We start from the raw sequence: 18,929 nt of genomic DNA, 5'->3' as shown, positions 1-18,929 counted from the left end.
AGCCGGCAAGTATAGCGGGGATGTCGCCTGGGGCGTAGAGCGAGCTGATGGCAGGGGGGAGAAATCTCGAGCTTTTTTCCAGGAGGGACGGTCGAGGTGCTCCAGGCTCGTGGGGGAATTGCCTTGGGCTGATGGGGAAGGGGGCAGTGGGTGGAGAGTCAGTGCGATAGTTTCCTTGGTATATAAGGAATTTGCCTACAAGTTTGCCTGTTTGAGTAAGTGCTGTGTGTACGTAGTATTCGCGCAGGTTTGTGCAAGTTGAATATGTTGCACGGTACCTACTGAGAAATATAGTGTTTTAAATAATGGCATGGAGCATTTATGAATATTAAACAAGTTGCGTTGTTGATTCCTCTGCTGATGTCGGCCAATACCTGGGCAAGCACCGTGGAGTATTGCCCGAAAGTTGCAGATATCAAGGAGGTCGGTAACACGGCCAGCTATATCGCCGCGACTGTCAGTGGCCAGGACGAATGGAACGGCACCTCTCAGACTGGGCGTGGCCCGGTGGCGGGGTTCGAGGAGGCAATCTTCAAGGCCCACGGGGGCGCAGTCGATGGTGTCGTGGTCGGTGAACTCCTGCGTTGCGGCTACAACTTGCGCGACGGCGGGAAGCTGGATATGCGCTTCAAGCGCGAAGGCACCGTTGTCAGTATTCAGGAGGGGGGAGCCTGGGAGCAATGGCATGGCCAGTACTACTGCGAGGATAAGACCGCGGGTGCCTGCTCGTTCAAGGAGCTGTCTCGTCCAAGTAAAGGTTAGTTGAAATCGTGTGACCGTCCCGATAAAGAGTAGTTGCTCAACGTACTGCTCTTTATAGGGGGTGTTTGAAGTGTGCGGTCGCCACCTTCACTGGCGACCAATCTCTCGTTCAAGGGGAGAACTCAAAAGCACCGGATCAGTTGTCGTACTGACTCAATAACCGTTCCATTCGCGCATCGAGGCGACGCTTGATTTCAGTCTCGATGTGCGGGGCAAAATCATCGATCACGTCTTGCATGATCAATTGCGCAGCGGCGCGCAACTCACCGTCCAGGTGCAACATGACGTCGGCAGCTTGCTGGGCGGTCGTCGTGGCGACAGGGGCGGGCGCTGCTTGCACAATCGGTGCGGGTGAGGGGGTGGGTGCGGGTGCTGGAGCAGGTTGCTCGACGGCTGCGGCCAGCGGTTTGCCACTGACCTGGTCGAACAGCAAGGGAATCTGGCCTTCATCACTTGCGGTCTCGACGGTGTCGGTCAGCAGCGGTGGTTGCAGGTTGTCATCGCCGAGCAACTGGCGGATCGACTCGAGGTCGTCCAGCAGGTGTGCGGCCTTTTGCAGTGGTTTTGGCGTGTCCATCTTGTACTCAGAGTCGCTGTAGACGGTGATCTTGCAAAGGATAGCCCTGTTCGCGGTAGAAGCGGAAACTCTCCCGCGCGGCCTGACGAATAGCGGGATCTTCGACCACCACTTCCGCCACCCGGGCAAACCGTTGGACAAACGGCGGGACCTTGAGGTCGAGGTTGACCAGCAGGTCCTGGTGCTCGCCCGGATCATCGCCCAGGCCCAGCACAATCAAGCCATCCGGTTCGCTCTCGGCAAGGCCGTGGGGCACGAAACTTTCGCCTTTGAACGCCCACAGTCGAGCATCGAGGTCGTCGCGTTGGGCGGCATCGCTGCAATGCAGGTAGATGCGGTGCCCCATGCGCCAGGCCTTTTCGCTGAGCTTGCAGGCGAAATCCAGGCGCGCCTGAGGATCGGCGCTGGGCAGGATGTAGAAATCGACTTTGGTCATTGCGGTTCCTGAGCCTGGAGCGGCGCCACGTTGGGTGACGCCGCTTCAGGTCATCGGTTTCAGGCCTTGGCGCGATCCAGCAGGTATTGGGTCAGCAACGGTACCGGGCGGCCAGTGGCGCCCTTGTCCTTGCCGCCGCTGGTCCAGGCGGTGCCTGCGATGTCCAGGTGCGCCCAGTTGAGGTTTTTGGTGAAACGCGACAGGAAGCACGCCGCCGTGATGGTGCCGGCTTTCGGTCCGCCGATGTTGGCGATGTCGGCGAACGGGCTGTCCAGTTGTTCCTGGTACTCATCGAACAGCGGCAGTTGCCAGGCGCGGTCGTCGGCAGCCTTGCCAGCGCTCAGCAATTGCTCGATCAGTTCGTCGTTGTTGCCCAGCAGGCCGGAGGTGTGGGAGCCCAGGGCGACGATGCAGGCGCCGGTCAGGGTGGCGATGTCGATCACTGCCTGTGGCTTGAAGCGTTCGGCGTAGGTCAGGGCGTCACACAGCACCAGGCGGCCTTCGGCGTCGGTGTTGAGGATCTCCACGGTCTGGCCGCTCATGGTGGTGACGATGTCGCCCGGGCGCGCAGCGTTGCCGCTTGGCATGTTTTCGGCGCAGGCCAGGATGCACACCAGGTTGATCGGCAGCTTCAGTTCGAGCACCGCGCGCAGCGTGCCGAACACACTGGCCGCACCGCCCATGTCGTACTTCATTTCATCCATGCCGGCGCCCGGCTTGAGGCTGATACCGCCGGTGTCGAAGGTGATGCCCTTGCCCACCAGGGCGTACGGCTTCTCGGATTTCTTGCCGCCGTTGTACTGCATGACGATCAGGCGCGGCGGCTGGGCGCTGCCCTGGCCGACGGCGTAGAACGAGCCCATGCCCAGTTCCTTGATCTTCTTCTCATCCAGGACTTCGACCTTCAGGCTCTTGAAGGTTTTGCCCAGGTTTTTGGCTTGCTCACCGAGGAAGGTCGGGTGGCAGATGTTCGGCGGCAGGTTGCCCAGGTCGCGGGTGAAGGCCATGCCAGTGGCAATTGCGCTGGCGTGGGTCACGGCGCGTTGTACTTCGGCCTGGGCGGCCTTGATGGTCAACAGGGTGATTTTCTTCAGGGCACGCGGTTCGGCCTTCTGGCTCTTGAACTGGTCGAAGCTGTATTCGCCGTCCACCAGGGTCTCGGCCAACAGGCGGGTCTTGCCGTAGCTGTCACGACCCTTGACCACCACTTCGTCCAGCGCCAGTGCGGCATCGCTGCCACCCAGGCCCTTGAGGGTGCTGAGGATGCCGGCGACGATTTTGCGGAACGGACGGTCGCCCAGTTCTGCGTCCTTGCCCACGCCCACCAGCAGCACGCGTTCGGCCTTGAGGTTCGGCAGGCTGTGCAGCAACAGGCTCTGGCCAACCTTGCCGGCCAGGTCGCCACGCTTGAGGATGGCGCTGATGGCACCGCCGCTGAGCTCATCGACCTGCTTGGCGACGTTGCCGAGTGTCCGACCTTCGCCGACTGCGATGACCAGCGTGGCGGTTTTCAAGGTTTCTGGGCTAACGCTTTTTACAACCAGTTCCATGTCCGGGTCCCTGAATAAATGGTCAAAGTGCAGCGTGCCGCAGCCTGTGCGCACACGTTTGCCTTCTATATAGAAAGGTGCGGGTAAGGCCCGCGACAAAGGCCGCAGTTTGAACCTCGCTGACTGCGCCTGACAACCCTTGCGCAAGTGATCTTTAATGCATTGCATGCCGGCGTGAGCGTGCGCAGTGACAGGCGCGGTCAATCACAGGATAATGCCGCATCTTTTGCGGTGGCTCATGGTTTCACGGGCCGCCCGACCTGTTTGCTTGTTTGGCCGCCTTAGCCTGACAACCCTGGAGTGTCTGGTTTGATTGTCTTCCGTTATCTGTCCCGTGAAGTCCTGGTGACCCTGAGCGCCGTCAGTGCCGTGCTGCTGGTCATCATCATGAGTGGGCGCTTCATCAAGTACCTCGCCCAAGCCGCTGCCGGCCTGCTGGATCCGGGGTCCCTGTTCCTGATCATGGGTTTCCGTCTGCCGGGCTTCTTGCAGTTGATCCTGCCGCTGGGGTTGTTCCTGGGGATTCTGCTGGCTTATGGCCGGCTGTATCTCGAGAGCGAAATGACCGTACTGTCGGCCACCGGCATGAGCCAGCGTCGCCTGTTCGCCTATACCTTGTTCCCGGCCACGCTGGTGGCGTTGCTGGTGGCCTGGTTGAGCCTGGGCCTGGCTCCGCAAGGCGCCAACCAGTTCCAGTTGCTGCTGAACAAGCAGGACGCCCTGACCGAGTTCGATACCCTGGAGCCAGGGCGTTTCCAGTCGCTGCGCGACGGTACGCGGGTGACCTATACCGAGAAACTGTCGGACGACCGCATCAACCTGGCCGGTGTGTTCATCTCGCAGAAGAACGAAGCCTCGGCAAGCAAGGATCGCGGTATTTCGGTGCTGGTGGCTGAGAAGGGCCGCCAGGAGATCAAGCCGGACGGCAACCGCTACCTGATTCTGGACAATGGCTATCGTTATGACGGCAATCCCGGGCAGGCCAATTACCGCATCATCAAGTACGACACCTATGGCGTACTGCTGCCCAAGCCGGACGTCAGCGACGAAGTGACCGACCGCGATGCCATCAGTACCGCCAAGCTGTTGGGCAGTGATGACGTGCGCTCCCGTGCCGAGTTGCAATGGCGGTTGTCCCTGCCGTTGCTGGTGTTCATCGTGACCCTGATGGCGGTGCCCCTGTCGCGGGTCAATCCGCGTCAGGGGCGGTTCCTCAAGTTATTGCCGGCGATCCTGCTGTACATGGCCTATCTGACCATCCTGATCGCTGCCCGCGGTGCTCTGGAGAAGGGCAAGCTGCCGCCAGCGCTGGGGTTGTGGTGGGTCCACGGGATTTTCCTGGTCATTGGCTTGGGGTTGCTCTACTGGGAGCCGTTGCGCTTGAAGATGGCGAGTCGCCGTTATGCGTTGGAGGTGACCCGTGGTTAAGCTCGATCGCTACATTGGTAGCAGTGTATTCATGGCTATCCTGGCCGTGCTGGGGATCATCCTCGGCCTGGCGACCCTGTTCGCCTTCATCGATGAAATGGGCGATGCCAGCGATACCTACACGGTGATGGATGTCTTGGGCTACGTACTCCTGACCGCGCCGCGCCGGCTGTACGACATGTTGCCCATGGCCGCCCTGATCGGTTGCCTGATCGGCCTCGGCAGCCTGGCCAGCAACAGTGAATTGACCATCATGCGCGCGGCTGGCGTGTCGATCGGGCGGATCGTCTGGGCGGTCATGAAACCGATGCTGTTCCTGATGGTGGCCGGGGTGCTGATTGGCGAGTATGTAGCGCCCGCCACGGAAAACATCGCCCAGGCCAACCGTTCGCTGGCCCAGGGCAGTGGCGACTCGCAAAGCGCCAAGCACGGCCTGTGGCACCGCCAGGGGGACGAATTCATTCACGTCAACTCGGTGCAGCCCAATGGCCGCCTGTATGGTGTGACCCGTTATCGCTTCGACAATGACCACCACCTGCTGTCCGCAAGTTTCGCCAAGCGCGCCGAGTTCGACACCGATCACTGGCAGTTGAGCGAGGTCACCACCACTCTGTTCCACGGCAAGAGCACCGAAGTGGTGAGCGCTCCCGTCGAGCGTTGGGATGTGGCCTTGAGCCCGCAACTGCTGAGCACCGTGGTGATGGCTCCGGAATCGCTGTCGATCAGCGGCCTGTGGGGTTATATCCATTACCTGGCGGACCAGGGCCTGAACAACGGCCGCTACTGGCTGGCATTTTGGGTCAAGGTGTTGCAGCCGCTGGTCACCGCTGCCCTGGTGCTGATGGCGATCTCCTTTATCTTTGGTCCGCTGCGTTCGGTAACCCTCGGTCAGCGGGTCTTTACCGGCGTGCTGGTGGGTTTCACCTTCCGCATCGTTCAGGATTTGCTTGGGCCATCGAGCCTGGTGTTCGGTTTCTCGCCGCTGTTTGCAGTGCTGATTCCGGCTGCGGTCTGCGCGTTGGCAGGCCTCTGGCTGATGCGCCGAGCCGGCTGATCAGCGGTCTTTGACCCAGCGTTTAGCCCGAAAACGCCCCGTTCGCCAGAGCGGGGCGTTTTTGCAGGTGGTGGCTTAACCTGCAAACGTGACGCTTGCCTGGTGTTTCAGGTACAATTCCCGGCTATTTTTCGGCGGGCTATGCCTGCAGCCTTTTTGAGTGTTGATCCGTGAGTGATTTGAGTCATATCCGCAATTTCTCCATCATCGCCCACATTGACCATGGCAAGTCGACGCTGGCCGATCGCTTCATCCAGATGTGCGGCGGCCTGGCCGAGCGTGAAATGGAAGCCCAGGTGCTGGACTCCATGGACCTTGAGCGCGAACGCGGGATCACCATCAAGGCCCACAGCGTTACGCTGTATTACACCGCCAAAGACGGCATCAAGTACCAACTGAACTTCATCGACACCCCCGGTCACGTTGACTTCACCTACGAAGTCAGCCGCTCGTTGGCGGCCTGTGAAGGTGCGTTGCTGGTGGTCGATGCCGGCCAGGGCGTGGAAGCGCAGTCGGTTGCCAACTGCTACACGGCAATCGAGCAGGGCCTGGAAGTCATGCCGGTATTGAACAAGATCGACCTGCCACAGGCCGATCCGGACCGCGTGAAAGAAGAAATCGAAAAAATCATCGGCATCGATGCGACCGACGCAGTCGAGTGCAGTGCCAAGACCGGCCTGGGCGTCGATGAGGTGCTCGAGCGCCTGGTCAAGACCATTCCCGCGCCGACCGGTAACATCGAAGATCCGCTGCAAGCGTTGATCATCGACTCCTGGTTCGACAACTACCTGGGCGTTGTCTCCCTGGTTCGCGTGCGCCATGGCCGCGTGAAGAAGGGCGACAAGATCCTGGTCAAATCCACCGGCAAGATCCACCTGGTGGACAGCGTCGGTGTGTTCAACCCCAAGCACACCCCTACCGCTGACCTGAAGGCCGGTGAAGTGGGTTTCATCATTGCCAGCATCAAGGACATTCACGGCGCGCCAGTGGGCGACACCCTGACCTTGAGCTCGACCCCTGACGTCGACGTGCTGCCAGGCTTCAAGCGCATCCAGCCGCAGGTGTATGCCGGTCTGTTCCCGGTCAGCTCCGACGACTTCGAAGATTTCCGTGAAGCCCTGCAAAAGCTCACCCTCAACGACTCGTCCCTGCAGTACACCCCGGAAAGCTCCGACGCCCTGGGCTTCGGCTTCCGTTGCGGGTTCCTCGGCATGCTGCACATGGAAATCATCCAGGAGCGCCTGGAGCGCGAGTACGACCTGGACCTGATCACCACGGCGCCAACGGTAATCTTCGAGCTGTTGCTGAAAACCGGTGAAACGATTTACGTCGACAACCCGTCGAAGCTGCCAGACCTGTCGTCGATCGAAGACATGCGTGAGCCGATCGTGCGGGCCAACATTCTTGTGCCGCAGGAGCACCTGGGCAACGTCATTACCCTGTGTATCGAAAAGCGTGGCGTGCAGCACGACATGTTGTTCCTCGGTTCCCAGGTCCAGGTGACCTACGATTTGCCGATGAACGAAGTGGTCCTGGACTTCTTCGACCGCCTGAAGTCCACCAGTCGCGGCTATGCTTCGCTGGATTACCACTTCGATCGCTACCAGTCAGCTAATCTGGTCAAGCTGGACGTGCTGATCAACGGCGACAAGGTCGACGCCCTGGCGCTGATCGTGCACAAGGACAACGCGCACTACAAAGGTCGCCAGTTGACCGAGAAGATGAAAGAACTGATTCCGCGCCAGATGTTCGACGTCGCGATCCAGGCCGCCATTGGCGGGCAGATCATCGCGCGGACCTCCGTCAAGGCACTCAGAAAGAACGTATTGGCCAAATGCTACGGCGGTGACGTTAGCCGTAAGCGCAAGCTGTTGGAAAAGCAGAAGGCCGGTAAAAAACGCATGAAGCAGGTCGGCAACGTGGAAATTCCACAAGAAGCCTTCCTTGCTGTGCTCAGGTTGGATAGTTAGGTCCTATGTCACTAAATTTCCCGCTGTTGCTGGTCATCGCTGTCTTCGTCTGCGGTTTGCTGGCGTTGCTCGATCTGGTGTTTCTGGCGCCGCGTCGGCGTGCCGCCATTGCCTCGTATCAGGGCAGTGTCAGCCAACCCGACATGGTCGTCGTGGAGAAACTGAACAAAGAACCGATGCTGGTGGAATACGGCAAATCGTTCTTTCCGGTGCTGTTCATCGTACTGGTACTGCGTTCGTTTCTGGTGGAGCCGTTCCAGATTCCGTCTGGCTCGATGAAGCCGACCCTGGACGTGGGCGACTTCATTCTGGTGAACAAGTTTTCCTACGGGATCCGCTTGCCAGTACTCGACAAGAAAGTCATCGAGGTGGGTGATCCGCAGCGCGGCGATGTGATGGTGTTCCGCTACCCAAGCGACCCGAACGTCAACTACATCAAGCGTGTGGTCGGCCTGCCGGGCGACCAGATCCGCTACACCGCCGACAAGCGCCTGTTCGTCAACGGTGAGTCGGTTGCCGAGCAACTGGTGGGCAGCGAGCCGGGTACCTTGGGCAGCGCTGAGCTGTACAAGGAAAAACTCGGTGTTGCCGAGCACATGATCCGCAAGGAAATGAGCCGCTACCGGGCCACGCCGGACCGTCAATGGACCGTGCCCGCGGGGCACTACTTCATGATGGGCGACAACCGCGACAACTCCAACGACAGTCGCTACTGGGATGACCCAAGCATTCCCAAGAACCTGCTGGGCATGGTTCCCGACCAGAACATCGTCGGCAAGGCCTTTGCGGTCTGGATGAGCTGGCCTGAACCGAAACTCAGCCACCTGCCGAATTTCTCGCGGGTTGGCCTGATCAAGTAATCCCACACGGCGCTGTTGAACACAGCGCCGAATGCATTTCTGGAACCTGCAGAAGGTTGCCGCACTGCATTGAAGCCAACGATATTCAGGAAGTAATTTTTGAACACAGCGTTATTTGTCCCAGGCCTTCGCAGCGTTGCTGCGGGGGAAGTCGACCACGAACTCAGCGTGGGTAAACCGTGAGCGTCTCCTTAAGCCGTCTAGAGCGTCAGCTCGGCTACACCTTCAAGGATCAGGAACTGATGGTCCTGGCCCTGACTCACCGCAGCTTTGCCGGGCGCAACAACGAGCGCCTGGAATTCCTCGGTGACGCCATTCTCAACTTCGTGGCCGGTGAAGCGTTGTTCGACCGCTTTCCGCTGGCCCGCGAAGGCCAGTTGTCGCGTTTGCGCGCGCGTCTGGTCAAAGGCGAGACACTGGCCGTGCTGGCCCGTGGTTTTGACCTGGGCGACTACCTGCGCCTGGGGTCCGGTGAGTTGAAAAGCGGCGGTTTCCGGCGCGAGTCGATTCTGGCCGACGCCCTGGAAGCGCTGATCGGGGCGATCTACCTGGATGCCGGCATGGACATGGCGCGCGAGCGCGTGCTGGCCTGGCTGGCTTCCGAGTTCGAGAGCCTGACGCTGGTTGATACCAACAAAGATCCAAAGACCCGCCTGCAGGAGTTCCTGCAGTCGCGTGCCTGTGAGCTGCCGCGTTACGAAGTGGTGGATATCCAGGGTGAGCCCCATTGCCGGACGTTCTTCGTCGAATGTGAAATCACCTTATTGAACGAAAAAAGCCGAGGTCAGGGTGTGAGCCGTCGTATTGCCGAACAGGTAGCGGCCGCCGCAGCACTGATAGCCCTGGGCGTGGAGAATGGCCATGACTGATTCAACTGCAACGCGCTGTGGCTATGTCGCCATCGTCGGCCGCCCGAACGTGGGCAAATCCACCTTGCTGAACCACATCCTGGGTCAGAAGCTGGCAATCACCTCGCGCAAGCCGCAGACCACCCGCCACAACATGCTCGGGATCAAGACCGAAGGCGCGGTTCAAGCGATCTACGTCGATACCCCCGGCATGCACAAAGGCGGTGAGAAGGCCCTGAACCGCTACATGAACAAGACCGCCTCGGCGGCGTTGAAAGACGTCGACGTGGTGATCTTCGTGGTCGATCGCACCAAGTGGACCGACGAAGACCAGATGGTCCTCGAGCGTGTGCAATACGTGACCGGTCCGTTGATCGTGGCGTTGAACAAGACCGACCGCATCGAAGACAAAGCCGAGCTGATGCCGCACCTGAGCTGGTTGCAGGAACAGCTGCCGAACGCGCAGATCATGCCGATCTCGGCCCAGCACGGGCACAACCTCGACGCGCTGGAGCGGGTGATCGCTGAGCACTTGCCGGAAAACGATCACTTCTTCCCGGAAGACCAGATCACCGACCGCAGCAGCCGTTTCCTCGCTGCCGAGCTGGTGCGCGAGAAGATCATGCGCCAGATGGGGGCGGAGCTGCCGTACCAGATCACCGTGGAAATCGAAGAGTTCAAGCAGCAGGGCAAGACCCTGCACATCCACGCACTGATCCTCGTCGAGCGTGACGGTCAGAAGAAGATCATCATTGGCGACAAGGGCGAGCGGATCAAGCGCATCGGCACCGAGGCGCGCAAGGACATGGAGCTGCTGTTCGACTCCAAGATCATGCTCAACCTGTGGGTGAAGGTCAAAGGTGGCTGGTCCGACGACGAGCGTGCCCTGCGTTCGCTGGGTTACGGCGACCTGTAAACTCGGTTTGCGCTACACCGTTGAACCCTGTGGGAGCGGGCTTGCCCGCGATGAGGATGGAACATTCAGCAGCGATGTTGAATGTCAGTCCGCCATCGCGGGCAAGCCCGCTCCCACATTTGGTTTGTGTTGATTTCAAAACAGCACTCCTTCAGTGAGACACCCATGTCCTCTCCGCCACCCAGCCAACCCGCCTACGTCCTGCATTCGCGCGCCTACCGCGAGAACAGTGCATTGGTCGACTTCATCACGCCGCAAGGGCGGTTGCGGGCGGTGTTGCGCAGTGCGCGGGGCAAGGCCGGGACGCTGGCGCGGCCATTCGTACCCCTGGACGTGGAGTTTCGCGGGCGCGGCGAGCTAAAGAACGTCGGGCGCATGGAAAGTGCGGGCGTCTCGACCTGGCTCAGCGGCGAAGCATTGTTCAGCGGCCTGTACCTCAACGAGCTGCTGATCCGCCTGTTGCCCGCCGAAGATCCCCATCCCGCCGTATTCGAGCACTATGCCGCGACCTTGCTGGCCCTGGCTGAAGGGCGCGCGCTGGAACCCTTGCTGCGCTCGTTCGAATGGCGCTTGCTGGACGATTTGGGTTACGGCTTTGCGCTGACCCAGGATGTCCACGCCGAACCGATTGCCGCGGACGGCTTGTACCGCCTGCAGGTGGATGCGGGGCTGGAGCGGGTCTACCTGTTGCAGCCGGGGCTGTTCAATGGCGCCGAACTGTTGGCCATGGCCGAGGCGGACTGGAGCGCCCCCGGTGCGTTGTCCGCTGCCAAGCGCCTGATGCGCCAGGCATTGGCCGTTCACCTGGGCGGTCGTCCCCTGGTCAGTCGCGAGCTGTTTCGCAAGCCCTGATCACCCCGTATGCTGTGCACCGAACTTTCTCTTCTTCTGGAGCGCTTTCCGTGACCACCAGCACCCGCATTCTTCTTGGCGTGAACATCGACCACGTTGCCACCCTGCGTCAGGCCCGGGGCACCCGTTATCCTGACCCCGTCAAGGCCGCGCTGGACGCTGAAGAGGCGGGCGCCGATGGCATCACCGTACATTTGCGCGAAGACCGCCGGCACATCCAGGAGCGCGACGTGCTGTTGCTCAAGGACGTACTGCAGACCCGCATGAACTTCGAGATGGGCGTGACCGAGGAAATGATGGCGTTCGCCGAGCGCATTCGCCCGGCGCACATCTGCCTGGTTCCGGAAACCCGTCAGGAGCTGACCACCGAAGGCGGTCTGGACGTCGCGGGGCAGGAGGCGCGGATCAAGGCTGCAGTGGAGCGTCTGGCTCGGATCGGCTGTGAAGTGTCGTTGTTCATCGACGCCGATGAGCGGCAGATCGAGGCCTCCAAGCGCGTGGGCGCCCCGGCGATCGAATTGCACACGGGCCGTTATGCCGATGCCCAGACTCCCACCGAAGTCGCCGAAGAACTGCAGCGCGTGGCCGACGGCGTGGCCTGCGGCCTGGCTCAGGGCCTGATCGTCAACGCCGGTCACGGCCTGCACTACCACAACGTCGAAGCCGTGGCGGCGATCAAGGGCATCAACGAACTGAATATCGGCCACGCGCTGGTGGCGCACGCCCTGTTCGTCGGCTTCAAGTCGGCGGTTTCGGAGATGAAGGCACTGATTCTGGCGGCTGCGGCAAAGGCTTGATAACACACGCCTGACCGATCGTTCCAACGCTCTGCGTGGGAATGATCGGTGTCAGGGGAGGGCAGGGATTTAAAGCGGTGGGTTGTCTTCCGGCGGCTTGGTCTTGTCGATGCCCGGCACGTGCAGGTTGCCCTCGGCCACCTGGTCGCCTTCCAGTTGCGGTTGCGTGACCCAGGTCAGGATGTCGTAGTAACGACGGATATTCGCCACGAAGTGCACCGGTTCGCCACCGCGGGCGTAGCCGTAGCGGGTCTTGCTGTACCACTGTTTCTGCGACAGGCGGGGCAGGATCTTCTTCACATCCAGCCACTTGTCCGGATTCAGCCCTTCCTTGGCTGCCAGCTTGCGTGCGTCATCCAGATGGCCGCTGCCGACGTTGTAGGCGGCCAGGGCGAACCAGGTGCGATCCGGCTCCTGGATCGAGCGGTCCAGTTGTTCCTTCATGTAGGCCAGGTACTTGGCGCCGCCCATGATGCTCTGGCGGGCATCCAGGCGGTTGGAAACACCCATGGCCTGGGCGGTGTTCTGGGTCAGCATCATCAGCCCGCGCACGCCGGTCTTGGAGGTGACTGTCGGCTGCCACAGGGACTCCTGGTAGCCGATCGCCGCCAGCAGGCGCCAATCGACTTTTTCTTTCTTGGCGTAGGTCTTGAAGTGCTGTTCGTACTTGGGCAGGCGTTGCTGCAGATGCTGGGCAAAGGTGTAGGCGCCGACATAGCCGAGGACGTCGACGTGCCCGTAGTAACGGTCCTTGAGGCGTTGCAGGGTGCCGTTTTTCTCGACCTTGTCGAGGAAGTCATTGATTTCGTTGAGCAGGCTGTTGTCTTCACCGGCGGCCACCGCCCAGCTCTGGTTGCTGGCGTCACCGAGGTCGAAGGCTACCCGGACTTTGGGGAAGTACACCTGGTTCATGGCCACTTCATTGGAGTCGACCAGGGTCAGATCGATCTGCCCTTCGTCCACCATGCGCAGCAAGTCGACCACTTCTACCGCGTCAGACTCTTCGTACTCGATGCGCGGGTTTTTCTGTTTCAGGGCAGCCAATTGCTCGGCATGGGTGCTGCCCTTGAGCACCATGATCTTCTTGCCCACCAGGCCCGCCGCGTTGGTGGGGCGGGACTGGCCATTGCGGTAGATGATTTGCGGGGTGACTTCCAGATAGGAGTGGGAAAACCTGACCTGCGCCTTGCGTTTCTCGCTGCTGACCAGACCGGCAGCAGCCAGCACGGGGCCGTTGGGCTTGCCCACCTGATCAAAGAGGTCGTCGAGGTTGTCCGCGGTTTCGATCTTCAGTTCCACCCCCAGATCGTCGGCGAAGCGCTTCACCAGCTCGTATTCGAAGCCGGTTTCACCGTTACGATCCTGGAAGTAGGTGGCGGGGCTGTTACGCGTGACCACGCGCAGCACGCCATCCTCCTTTACGCGCTCCAGGGTGTTGGGTTTATCAACACAGCCGCTGAGCACCAGGAAGAGTCCGGTGGCGAGAAGCCATTTGGCCAATCGCGGACGCAAAACCATTGGGGAAAACATCTGCGCAGTATACGCAAAGGACCACGGCCGCCATATCTCGACAGCGCAGGGCGAGTCTGCTAGAAGCTGGAAAACCGGCCAGAAGCCCTCAGGAATGGGCGCTTTGGGCCGTTTAACCGGCGTGAAATAACCGCCGGTACTTACCTTAATGAGCATTGGTTATAGGCCTGCCGGCCCTGGCCGACGTTCGGGTGATACTGGGCGTAGCGTTTCGGGTGCTGTCGCGGGCGGTTTAGGCTAGAATGCACGGCCTCAAAGCACACCCCCTTCCCGAGGCTGTCCCGAAGATGTTGATCCTGCGCGGCGCTCCTGCCCTTTCTGCCTTTCGCCACAGCAAACTCCTTGAGCAACTGAGCCAGAAGGTTCCAGCTGTTACTGGCCTGTATGCTGAATTCGCTCACTTCGCCGAAGTCACCGGCGTCCTGACCGGCGACGAACAGCAGGTGCTTGCGCGCCTTCTGAAGTACGGTCCTAGCGTTCCGGTACAAGAGCCGACCGGTCGTCTGTTCCTGGTGTTGCCGCGGTTTGGCACCATCTCGCCCTGGTCGAGCAAGGCCAGCGACATTGCCCGCAACTGCGGTCTGGCGAAAATCCAGCGCCTGGAGCGCGGTATCGCGTTCTATGTCGCCGGTGAGTTCACCGACGCCCAGGCCCAGCTGATTGCTGACGGCCTGCATGACCGCATGACCCAGATTGTCCTGGAGAACCTCGAGCAGGCTGCGGGTCTGTTCAGTCACTCCGAGCCCAAGCCGCTGACGGCGATCGACGTGCTGGGTGGTGGTCGCGCCGCACTGGAAACGGCCAACGTCGAACTCGGCCTGGCCTTGGCCGAAGACGAGATCGATTACCTGGTCAACGCTTTCGTCGGCCTCAAGCGCAACCCCCATGACATCGAGCTGATGATGTTCGCCCAGGCGAACTCCGAGCACTGCCGCCACAAGATCTTCAACGCCAGTTGGGACATTGACGGTGAAAGCCAGGAAAAAAGCCTGTTCGGCATGATCAAGAACACCTACGTGATGCACAGCGAAGGCGTTCTGTCGGCTTATAAGGACAACGCCTCGGTGATCGTCGGCTCTGTTGCCGGTCGATTCTTCCCGGACCCTGAAACCCGCCAGTACGGCGCGGTGCAGGAGCCGGTGCACATCCTGATGAAAGTCGAGACGCACAACCACCCGACCGCGATTGCCCCGTTCCCGGGCGCGTCCACCGGCTCCGGTGGCGAGATCCGCGACGAGGGCGCCACCGGTCGCGGCGCCAAGCCGAAGGCTGGCCTGACGGGCTTCACCGTATCCAACCTGCAGATCCCGGGCTTCGAACAACCGTGGGAAGTGCCGTACGGCAAGCCTGAGCGCATTGTCACCGCCCTCGACATCATGATCGAAGGCCCATTGGGCGGCGCTGCGTTCAACAACGAATTCGGCCGCCCGGCCCTGACCGGTTACTTCCGTACCTTCGAACAATCCATCACCACGCCCCACGGTGATGAAGTGCGCGGATACCACAAGCCGATCATGTTGGCTGGTGGCATGGGCAACATTCGTGAAGAGCACGTGCAAAAAGGCGAGATCCTCGTCGGCTCCAAGCTGATCGTGCTGGGTGGCCCAGCGATGCTGATCGGCCTGGGTGGCGGTGCAGCTTCCTCGATGGCCACCGGCACCAGCTCGGCTGACCTGGACTTCGCTTCGGTCCAGCGTGAAAACCCGGAAATGGAACGCCGTTGCCAGGAAGTCATCGACCGTTGCTGGCAGTTGGGTGAACACAACCCGATCAGCTTCATCCACGACGTGGGTGCGGGCGGCCTGTCCAACGCCTTCCCGGAACTGGTCAACGACGGCGACCGCGGTGGCCGGTTCGAATTGCGCAACATTCCAAACGACGAGCCGGGCATGGCCCCGCACGAAATCTGGAGCAACGAATCCCAGGAGCGTTACGTGCTGGCAGTCGGCCCGGCCGACTTCGAGCGCTTCAAGGCGATCTGCGAACGTGAGCGCTGCCCGTTTGCCGTGGTCGGCGAAGCCACTGCCGAACCACAACTGACCGTGACCGACAGCCACTTCGGCAACAGCCCGGTGGACATGCCGCTGGAAGTGCTGCTGGGCAAGGCTCCGCGCATGCACCGTTCAGTGGTTCGGGAAAACGAGCTGGGTGACGACTTCGACCCATCGACCCTGAACATCGCCGACTGCGTCGAGCGCGTTCTGCATCACCCAGCCGTGGCCAGCAAGAGCTTCCTGATCACCATCGGCGACCGCACTATCACCGGCCTCGTGGCCCGTGACCAAATGGTTGGCCCATGGCAGGTGCCCGTGGCTGACGTGGCCGTGACCGCCACCAGTTTCGACGTGTACACCGGTGAAGCCATGGCGATGGGCGAGCGCACTCCGCTGGCCCTGCTGAACGCTCCAGCGTCGGGCCGCATGGCCATCGGCGAAACCCTGACCAACATCGCCGCTTCGCGCATCGCCAAGCTCTCCGACATCAAACTGTCGGCGAACTGGATGTCGGCTGCCGGTCACCCGGGCGAAGACGCGCGTCTGTACGACACCGTGAAAGCGGTCGGTATGGAACTGTGCCCGGAGCTGGGCATCACCATCCCGGTGGGCAAGGACTCGATGTCCATGGCCACCCGCTGGAGCGACGAGGGCGTCGACAAGACCGTGACCTCGCCGATGTCGCTGATCGTCACCGGCTTTGCCCCCGTGACCGACATCCGCCAGACCCTGACCCCGCAACTGCGCATGGACAAGGGCACCACCGACCTGATCCTGATCGACCTGGGTCGTGGCCAGAACCGCATGGGCGCCTCGATCCTCGCCCAGGTGCACGGCAAGCTCGGCAGCCAGGCTCCGGACGTCGATGACGCCGAAGACCTGAAAGCCTTCTTCGCCGTGATCCAGGGCCTCAACGCCGACGGTCACCTGCTGGCTTACCACGACCGTTCCGACGGTGGTCTGTTGACCAGCGCCGTGGAAATGGCCTTTGCCGGCCACTGCGGCCTGAGCCTGAACCTCGACGGCCTGGCGGAGACCTCGGCCGACATCGCCGCGATCCTGTTCAACGAAGAGTTGGGCGCGGTGATCCAGGTACGCCAGGACGCCACCCCGGACATCCTCGCGCAGTTCAGCGCCGCAGGCCTGGGCGAATGCGTATCGGTGATCGGCCAGCCGATGAACAACGGCGAGATCAACATCACCTTCAACGGTGACACCGTGTTCGAAGGCCAGCGTCGTCTGCTGCAGCGCCAGTGGGCTGAGACCAGCTACCAGATCCAGCGCCTGCGTGACAACGCCGACTGCGCCGAGCAAGAGTTCGACGTGCTGCTGGAAGAAGACAACCCGGGCCTGAGCGTCAAGCTCAGCTTCGACGTCAACCAGGACATCGCCGCGCCTTACATCAAGAAAGGCATTCGGCCACAGGTTGCCGTGCTGCGTGAGCAGGGCGTCAACGGCCAGGTGGAAATGGCGGCAGCGTTCGACCGTGCCGGTTTCAGCGCGATCGACGTGCACATGAGCGACATTCTGGCCGGCCGCGTCGACCTGAACGAGTTCAAGGGCCTGGTGGCCTGCGGTGGTTTCTCCTACGGCGACGTCCTGGGTGCCGGTGAAGGCTGGGCCAAGTCGGCCCTGTTCAACAGCCGTGCCCGCGATGCGTTCCAGGGCTTCTTCGAGCGTAGCGACAGCTTTACCCTCGGTGTGTGCAACGGTTGCCAGATGATGTCCAACCTGCACGAGCTGATCCCGGGCAGCGAGTTCTGGCCGCACTTCGTGCGTAACCGTTCCGAGCAGTTCGAAGCCCGTGTGGCCATGGTCCAGGTGCAGGAATCGAACTCGATCTTCCTGCAAGGCATGGCCGGTTCGCGCATGCCGATCGCCATCGCCCACGGTGAAGGCCATGCCGAGTTCGAAAGCGAAGAGGCGTTGCTGGAAGCTGATCTGTCGGGTTGCGTGGCGATGCGTTTCGTCGACAACCACGGCAAGGTGACCGAGCGCTACCCGGCCAACCCGAACGGTTCGCCGCGCGGGATCACCGGTTTGACCAGCCGTGACGGTCGCGTGACCATCATGATGCCGCACCCGGAGCGGGTATTCCGCGCCGTGCAGAACTCGTGGCGCTCAGAAGAGTGGAACGAAGATGCACCGTGGATGCGCATGTTCCGTAATGCTCGCGTGTGGGTGAACTAACAGCCGTGTACAAGCTCAGCTTTTTTGTTCCGGCCAGTCACGTCGAGGTGGTCAAGCGTGCTGTGTTCGCTGCCGGTGGCGGGCGGATCGGTGCTTACGACCAGTGTGCGTGGCAGGTGCTTGGCCTGGGTCAGTTTCGCCCGTTGGACGGCAGCCAGCCGTTCCTCGGGCAAACCGGGCAGGTGGAGCAGGTCGAGGAATGGAAGGTTGAGCTGGTGGTGGCTGATGAGTTGATTCGTGCAGTGGTGATGGCCCTGAAACAGAGCCATCCCTACGAAACGCCAGCTTATGAGGTGTGGCGGTTGGAGGATTTCTGATCCTGCGGCCGTGTTGAGGTTGATAAGAAACCCGCTGAGTGTTTGGCGGGTTTTTTTATGGGCGGCTGTTGGTGGGTATGCAGGAACGGTTCTATTTCAGCCACCCCATGTACTTCCCAATCGCCCAAAGAACAAACAACAGCGCCCCACCAAAAAGCGCAGACATGTACGAGAGTTTTATCATTTGATGTAGCGAGCGGGGGAAGTGCTTGTAGTCTTCAGCATCCAGGTCGCCACCTTTTATCGAGCGCTGATGGAAGGTCAACATTGCACCGACGCTAATCAGCATGAAGAAGCGAGTCAATGGGTCTCTCCCCATGATAGAGCGCCGAAGTTCGACACCTCGTGAGTTGCTTAAATTTCGGAGTATTTCATTCATTCGGAAGTAGCCGAAATACAATTGTGTGCCAATAAATAAAAAGCCTAGCGCGAAATTCGCAATCACAAAGATGAAAAAAATGTCTTCCGCATCAAGCATCTCTACTCACTCCATTCATATATTTTTTCCCCTGCTCGTTCTCCGAGACTCTCGCCAACAGCACCACCTGCAACAGACCCCAAACCTACCATGATCACGCCACAAAGAAGACTGCCGACGCCAGTGGCACTGAGGCCAATGCAGACCGCGCCTGTCATCGGAGCACCAATGACTCCACCTGCAAGCCCACCGGAAAACTTGCCGTCCTCGGTAAACCGAACCTTGCGACAATCTTCCTCGCGTCCCACCCGGCATGTTTCCTGGACCTTCAGCGCCGAAGCCGACGCGCCGAGACCAACTCCAATCCAGCCCCCTACCTTGATGTATTTACTGGCCTTGGCGACGCCTTCGATGTGAGTCGCATAACCCG

At 60.7% G+C, this 18,929-nt stretch carries 16 protein-coding genes and 1 pseudogene; 11 read left to right on the top strand and 6 right to left on the bottom strand.

The genetic code is table 11. The features are described 5' to 3' along the window. The first annotated feature begins 321 nt into the window (after window positions 1-321). Entirely contained in the window at window positions 322-762 is a 441-nt protein-coding gene (locus tag AACY45_RS11725) for a DUF3757 domain-containing protein (protein WP_339545612.1), read from the top strand. Window positions 763-898: 136 nt separating this feature from the next. Here AACY45_RS11725 and AACY45_RS11720 read toward each other — a convergent pair whose 3' ends face one another. Genes AACY45_RS11720 through AACY45_RS11710 form a run of 3 tightly spaced genes read right to left on the bottom strand, consistent with a single transcriptional unit; the run spans window position 899 to window position 3,325 of the window. Continuing rightward, on the bottom strand, window positions 899-1,339 hold the full coding sequence (locus AACY45_RS11720) for a DNA polymerase III subunit chi (RefSeq protein WP_339545611.1): 441 nt from the start codon (window positions 1,337-1,339) through the stop codon (window positions 899-901). 7 nt (window positions 1,340-1,346) lie between these two features. Beyond that, complete coding sequence (locus tag AACY45_RS11715) at window positions 1,347-1,775, bottom strand: DNA polymerase III subunit chi (RefSeq protein WP_339545610.1); 429 nt, start codon at window positions 1,773-1,775, stop codon at window positions 1,347-1,349. Between the two features lie 59 nt (window positions 1,776-1,834). Further along, entirely contained in the window at window positions 1,835-3,325 is a 1,491-nt protein-coding gene (locus tag AACY45_RS11710) for a leucyl aminopeptidase (protein WP_339545609.1), read from the bottom strand. Window positions 3,326-3,634: 309 nt separating this feature from the next. On the opposite strand from AACY45_RS11710, the gene lptF reads away from it, so the two are divergent. From lptF to pdxJ, 8 genes are all read left to right on the top strand, one after another. Then, entirely contained in the window at window positions 3,635-4,753 is a 1,119-nt protein-coding gene (gene lptF / locus AACY45_RS11705) for an LPS export ABC transporter permease LptF (RefSeq protein WP_339545608.1), read from the top strand. Continuing rightward, a complete protein-coding gene (gene lptG / locus AACY45_RS11700) occupies window positions 4,746-5,807 on the top strand; it encodes an LPS export ABC transporter permease LptG (protein ID WP_339545607.1) in 1,062 nt (353 codons plus the stop codon). The genes lptF and lptG overlap by 8 nt, the downstream gene beginning before the upstream one ends. Window positions 5,808-5,977: 170 nt before the next feature. After that, on the top strand, window positions 5,978-7,777 hold the full coding sequence (gene lepA / locus AACY45_RS11695; RefSeq protein WP_339545606.1) for a translation elongation factor 4: 1,800 nt from the start codon (window positions 5,978-5,980) through the stop codon (window positions 7,775-7,777). A 5-nt stretch (window positions 7,778-7,782) separates the two neighbouring features. Then, complete coding sequence (gene lepB, locus AACY45_RS11690; protein ID WP_339545605.1) at window positions 7,783-8,637, top strand: signal peptidase I; 855 nt, start codon at window positions 7,783-7,785, stop codon at window positions 8,635-8,637. Between the two features lie 179 nt (window positions 8,638-8,816). Next, complete coding sequence (gene rnc / locus AACY45_RS11685; RefSeq protein ID WP_095171185.1) at window positions 8,817-9,506, top strand: ribonuclease III; 690 nt, start codon at window positions 8,817-8,819, stop codon at window positions 9,504-9,506. After that, window positions 9,499-10,401, top strand: a complete 903-nt coding sequence (gene era, locus AACY45_RS11680; protein ID WP_339545604.1) for a GTPase Era — start codon at window positions 9,499-9,501, stop codon at window positions 10,399-10,401. Before rnc ends, era begins: the two co-directional genes overlap by 8 nt. Window positions 10,402-10,566: 165 nt before the next feature. Then, entirely contained in the window at window positions 10,567-11,253 is a 687-nt protein-coding gene (gene recO / locus AACY45_RS11675; protein WP_339545603.1) for a DNA repair protein RecO, read from the top strand. 50 nt (window positions 11,254-11,303) lie between these two features. Next, complete coding sequence (gene pdxJ / locus AACY45_RS11670) at window positions 11,304-12,050, top strand: pyridoxine 5'-phosphate synthase (RefSeq protein WP_339545602.1); 747 nt, start codon at window positions 11,304-11,306, stop codon at window positions 12,048-12,050. Window positions 12,051-12,119: 69 nt separating this feature from the next. On the opposite strand, the gene mltF is transcribed toward pdxJ, so the two are convergent. Continuing rightward, complete coding sequence (gene mltF / locus AACY45_RS11665; protein WP_339545601.1) at window positions 12,120-13,580, bottom strand: membrane-bound lytic murein transglycosylase MltF; 1,461 nt, start codon at window positions 13,578-13,580, stop codon at window positions 12,120-12,122. Window positions 13,581-13,867: 287 nt separating this feature from the next. Between mltF and purL the strand changes: the two genes are divergently transcribed. Together purL and AACY45_RS11655 are read left to right on the top strand one after the other, a co-directional pair. Then, window positions 13,868-17,764 (top strand): phosphoribosylformylglycinamidine synthase, encoded by a 3,897-nt coding sequence (gene purL, locus AACY45_RS11660; protein WP_339545600.1) that lies wholly within the window; start codon window positions 13,868-13,870, stop codon window positions 17,762-17,764. Between the two features lie 5 nt (window positions 17,765-17,769). Beyond that, window positions 17,770-18,081 carry a YqfO family protein gene (locus AACY45_RS11655; RefSeq protein WP_339545599.1) on the top strand — a complete coding sequence of 104 codons (312 nt, stop codon included), beginning with the start codon at window positions 17,770-17,772 and terminating at the stop codon, window positions 18,079-18,081. A 91-nt stretch (window positions 18,082-18,172) separates the two neighbouring features. Here the strand turns inward: AACY45_RS11655 and AACY45_RS11650 are convergent, their stop codons facing one another. Both AACY45_RS11650 and AACY45_RS11645 read right to left on the bottom strand, forming a co-directional pair. Beyond that, entirely contained in the window at window positions 18,173-18,559 is a 387-nt protein-coding gene (locus AACY45_RS11650; RefSeq protein WP_339545598.1) for a hypothetical protein, read from the bottom strand. A gap of 2 nt (window positions 18,560-18,561) precedes the next feature. Further along, window positions 18,562-18,929, bottom strand: a pseudogene (locus tag AACY45_RS11645) (hypothetical protein); the annotation flags it as partial.

The sequence above is a fragment of the Pseudomonas sp. RA_35y_Pfl2_P32 genome (assembly GCF_963970735.1).
Taxonomy (GTDB): domain Bacteria; phylum Pseudomonadota; class Gammaproteobacteria; order Pseudomonadales; family Pseudomonadaceae; genus Aquipseudomonas.
The sequence above is the reverse complement of the archived record's forward strand: the minus strand, read 5'-3'. Positions and strand labels throughout refer to the sequence as shown.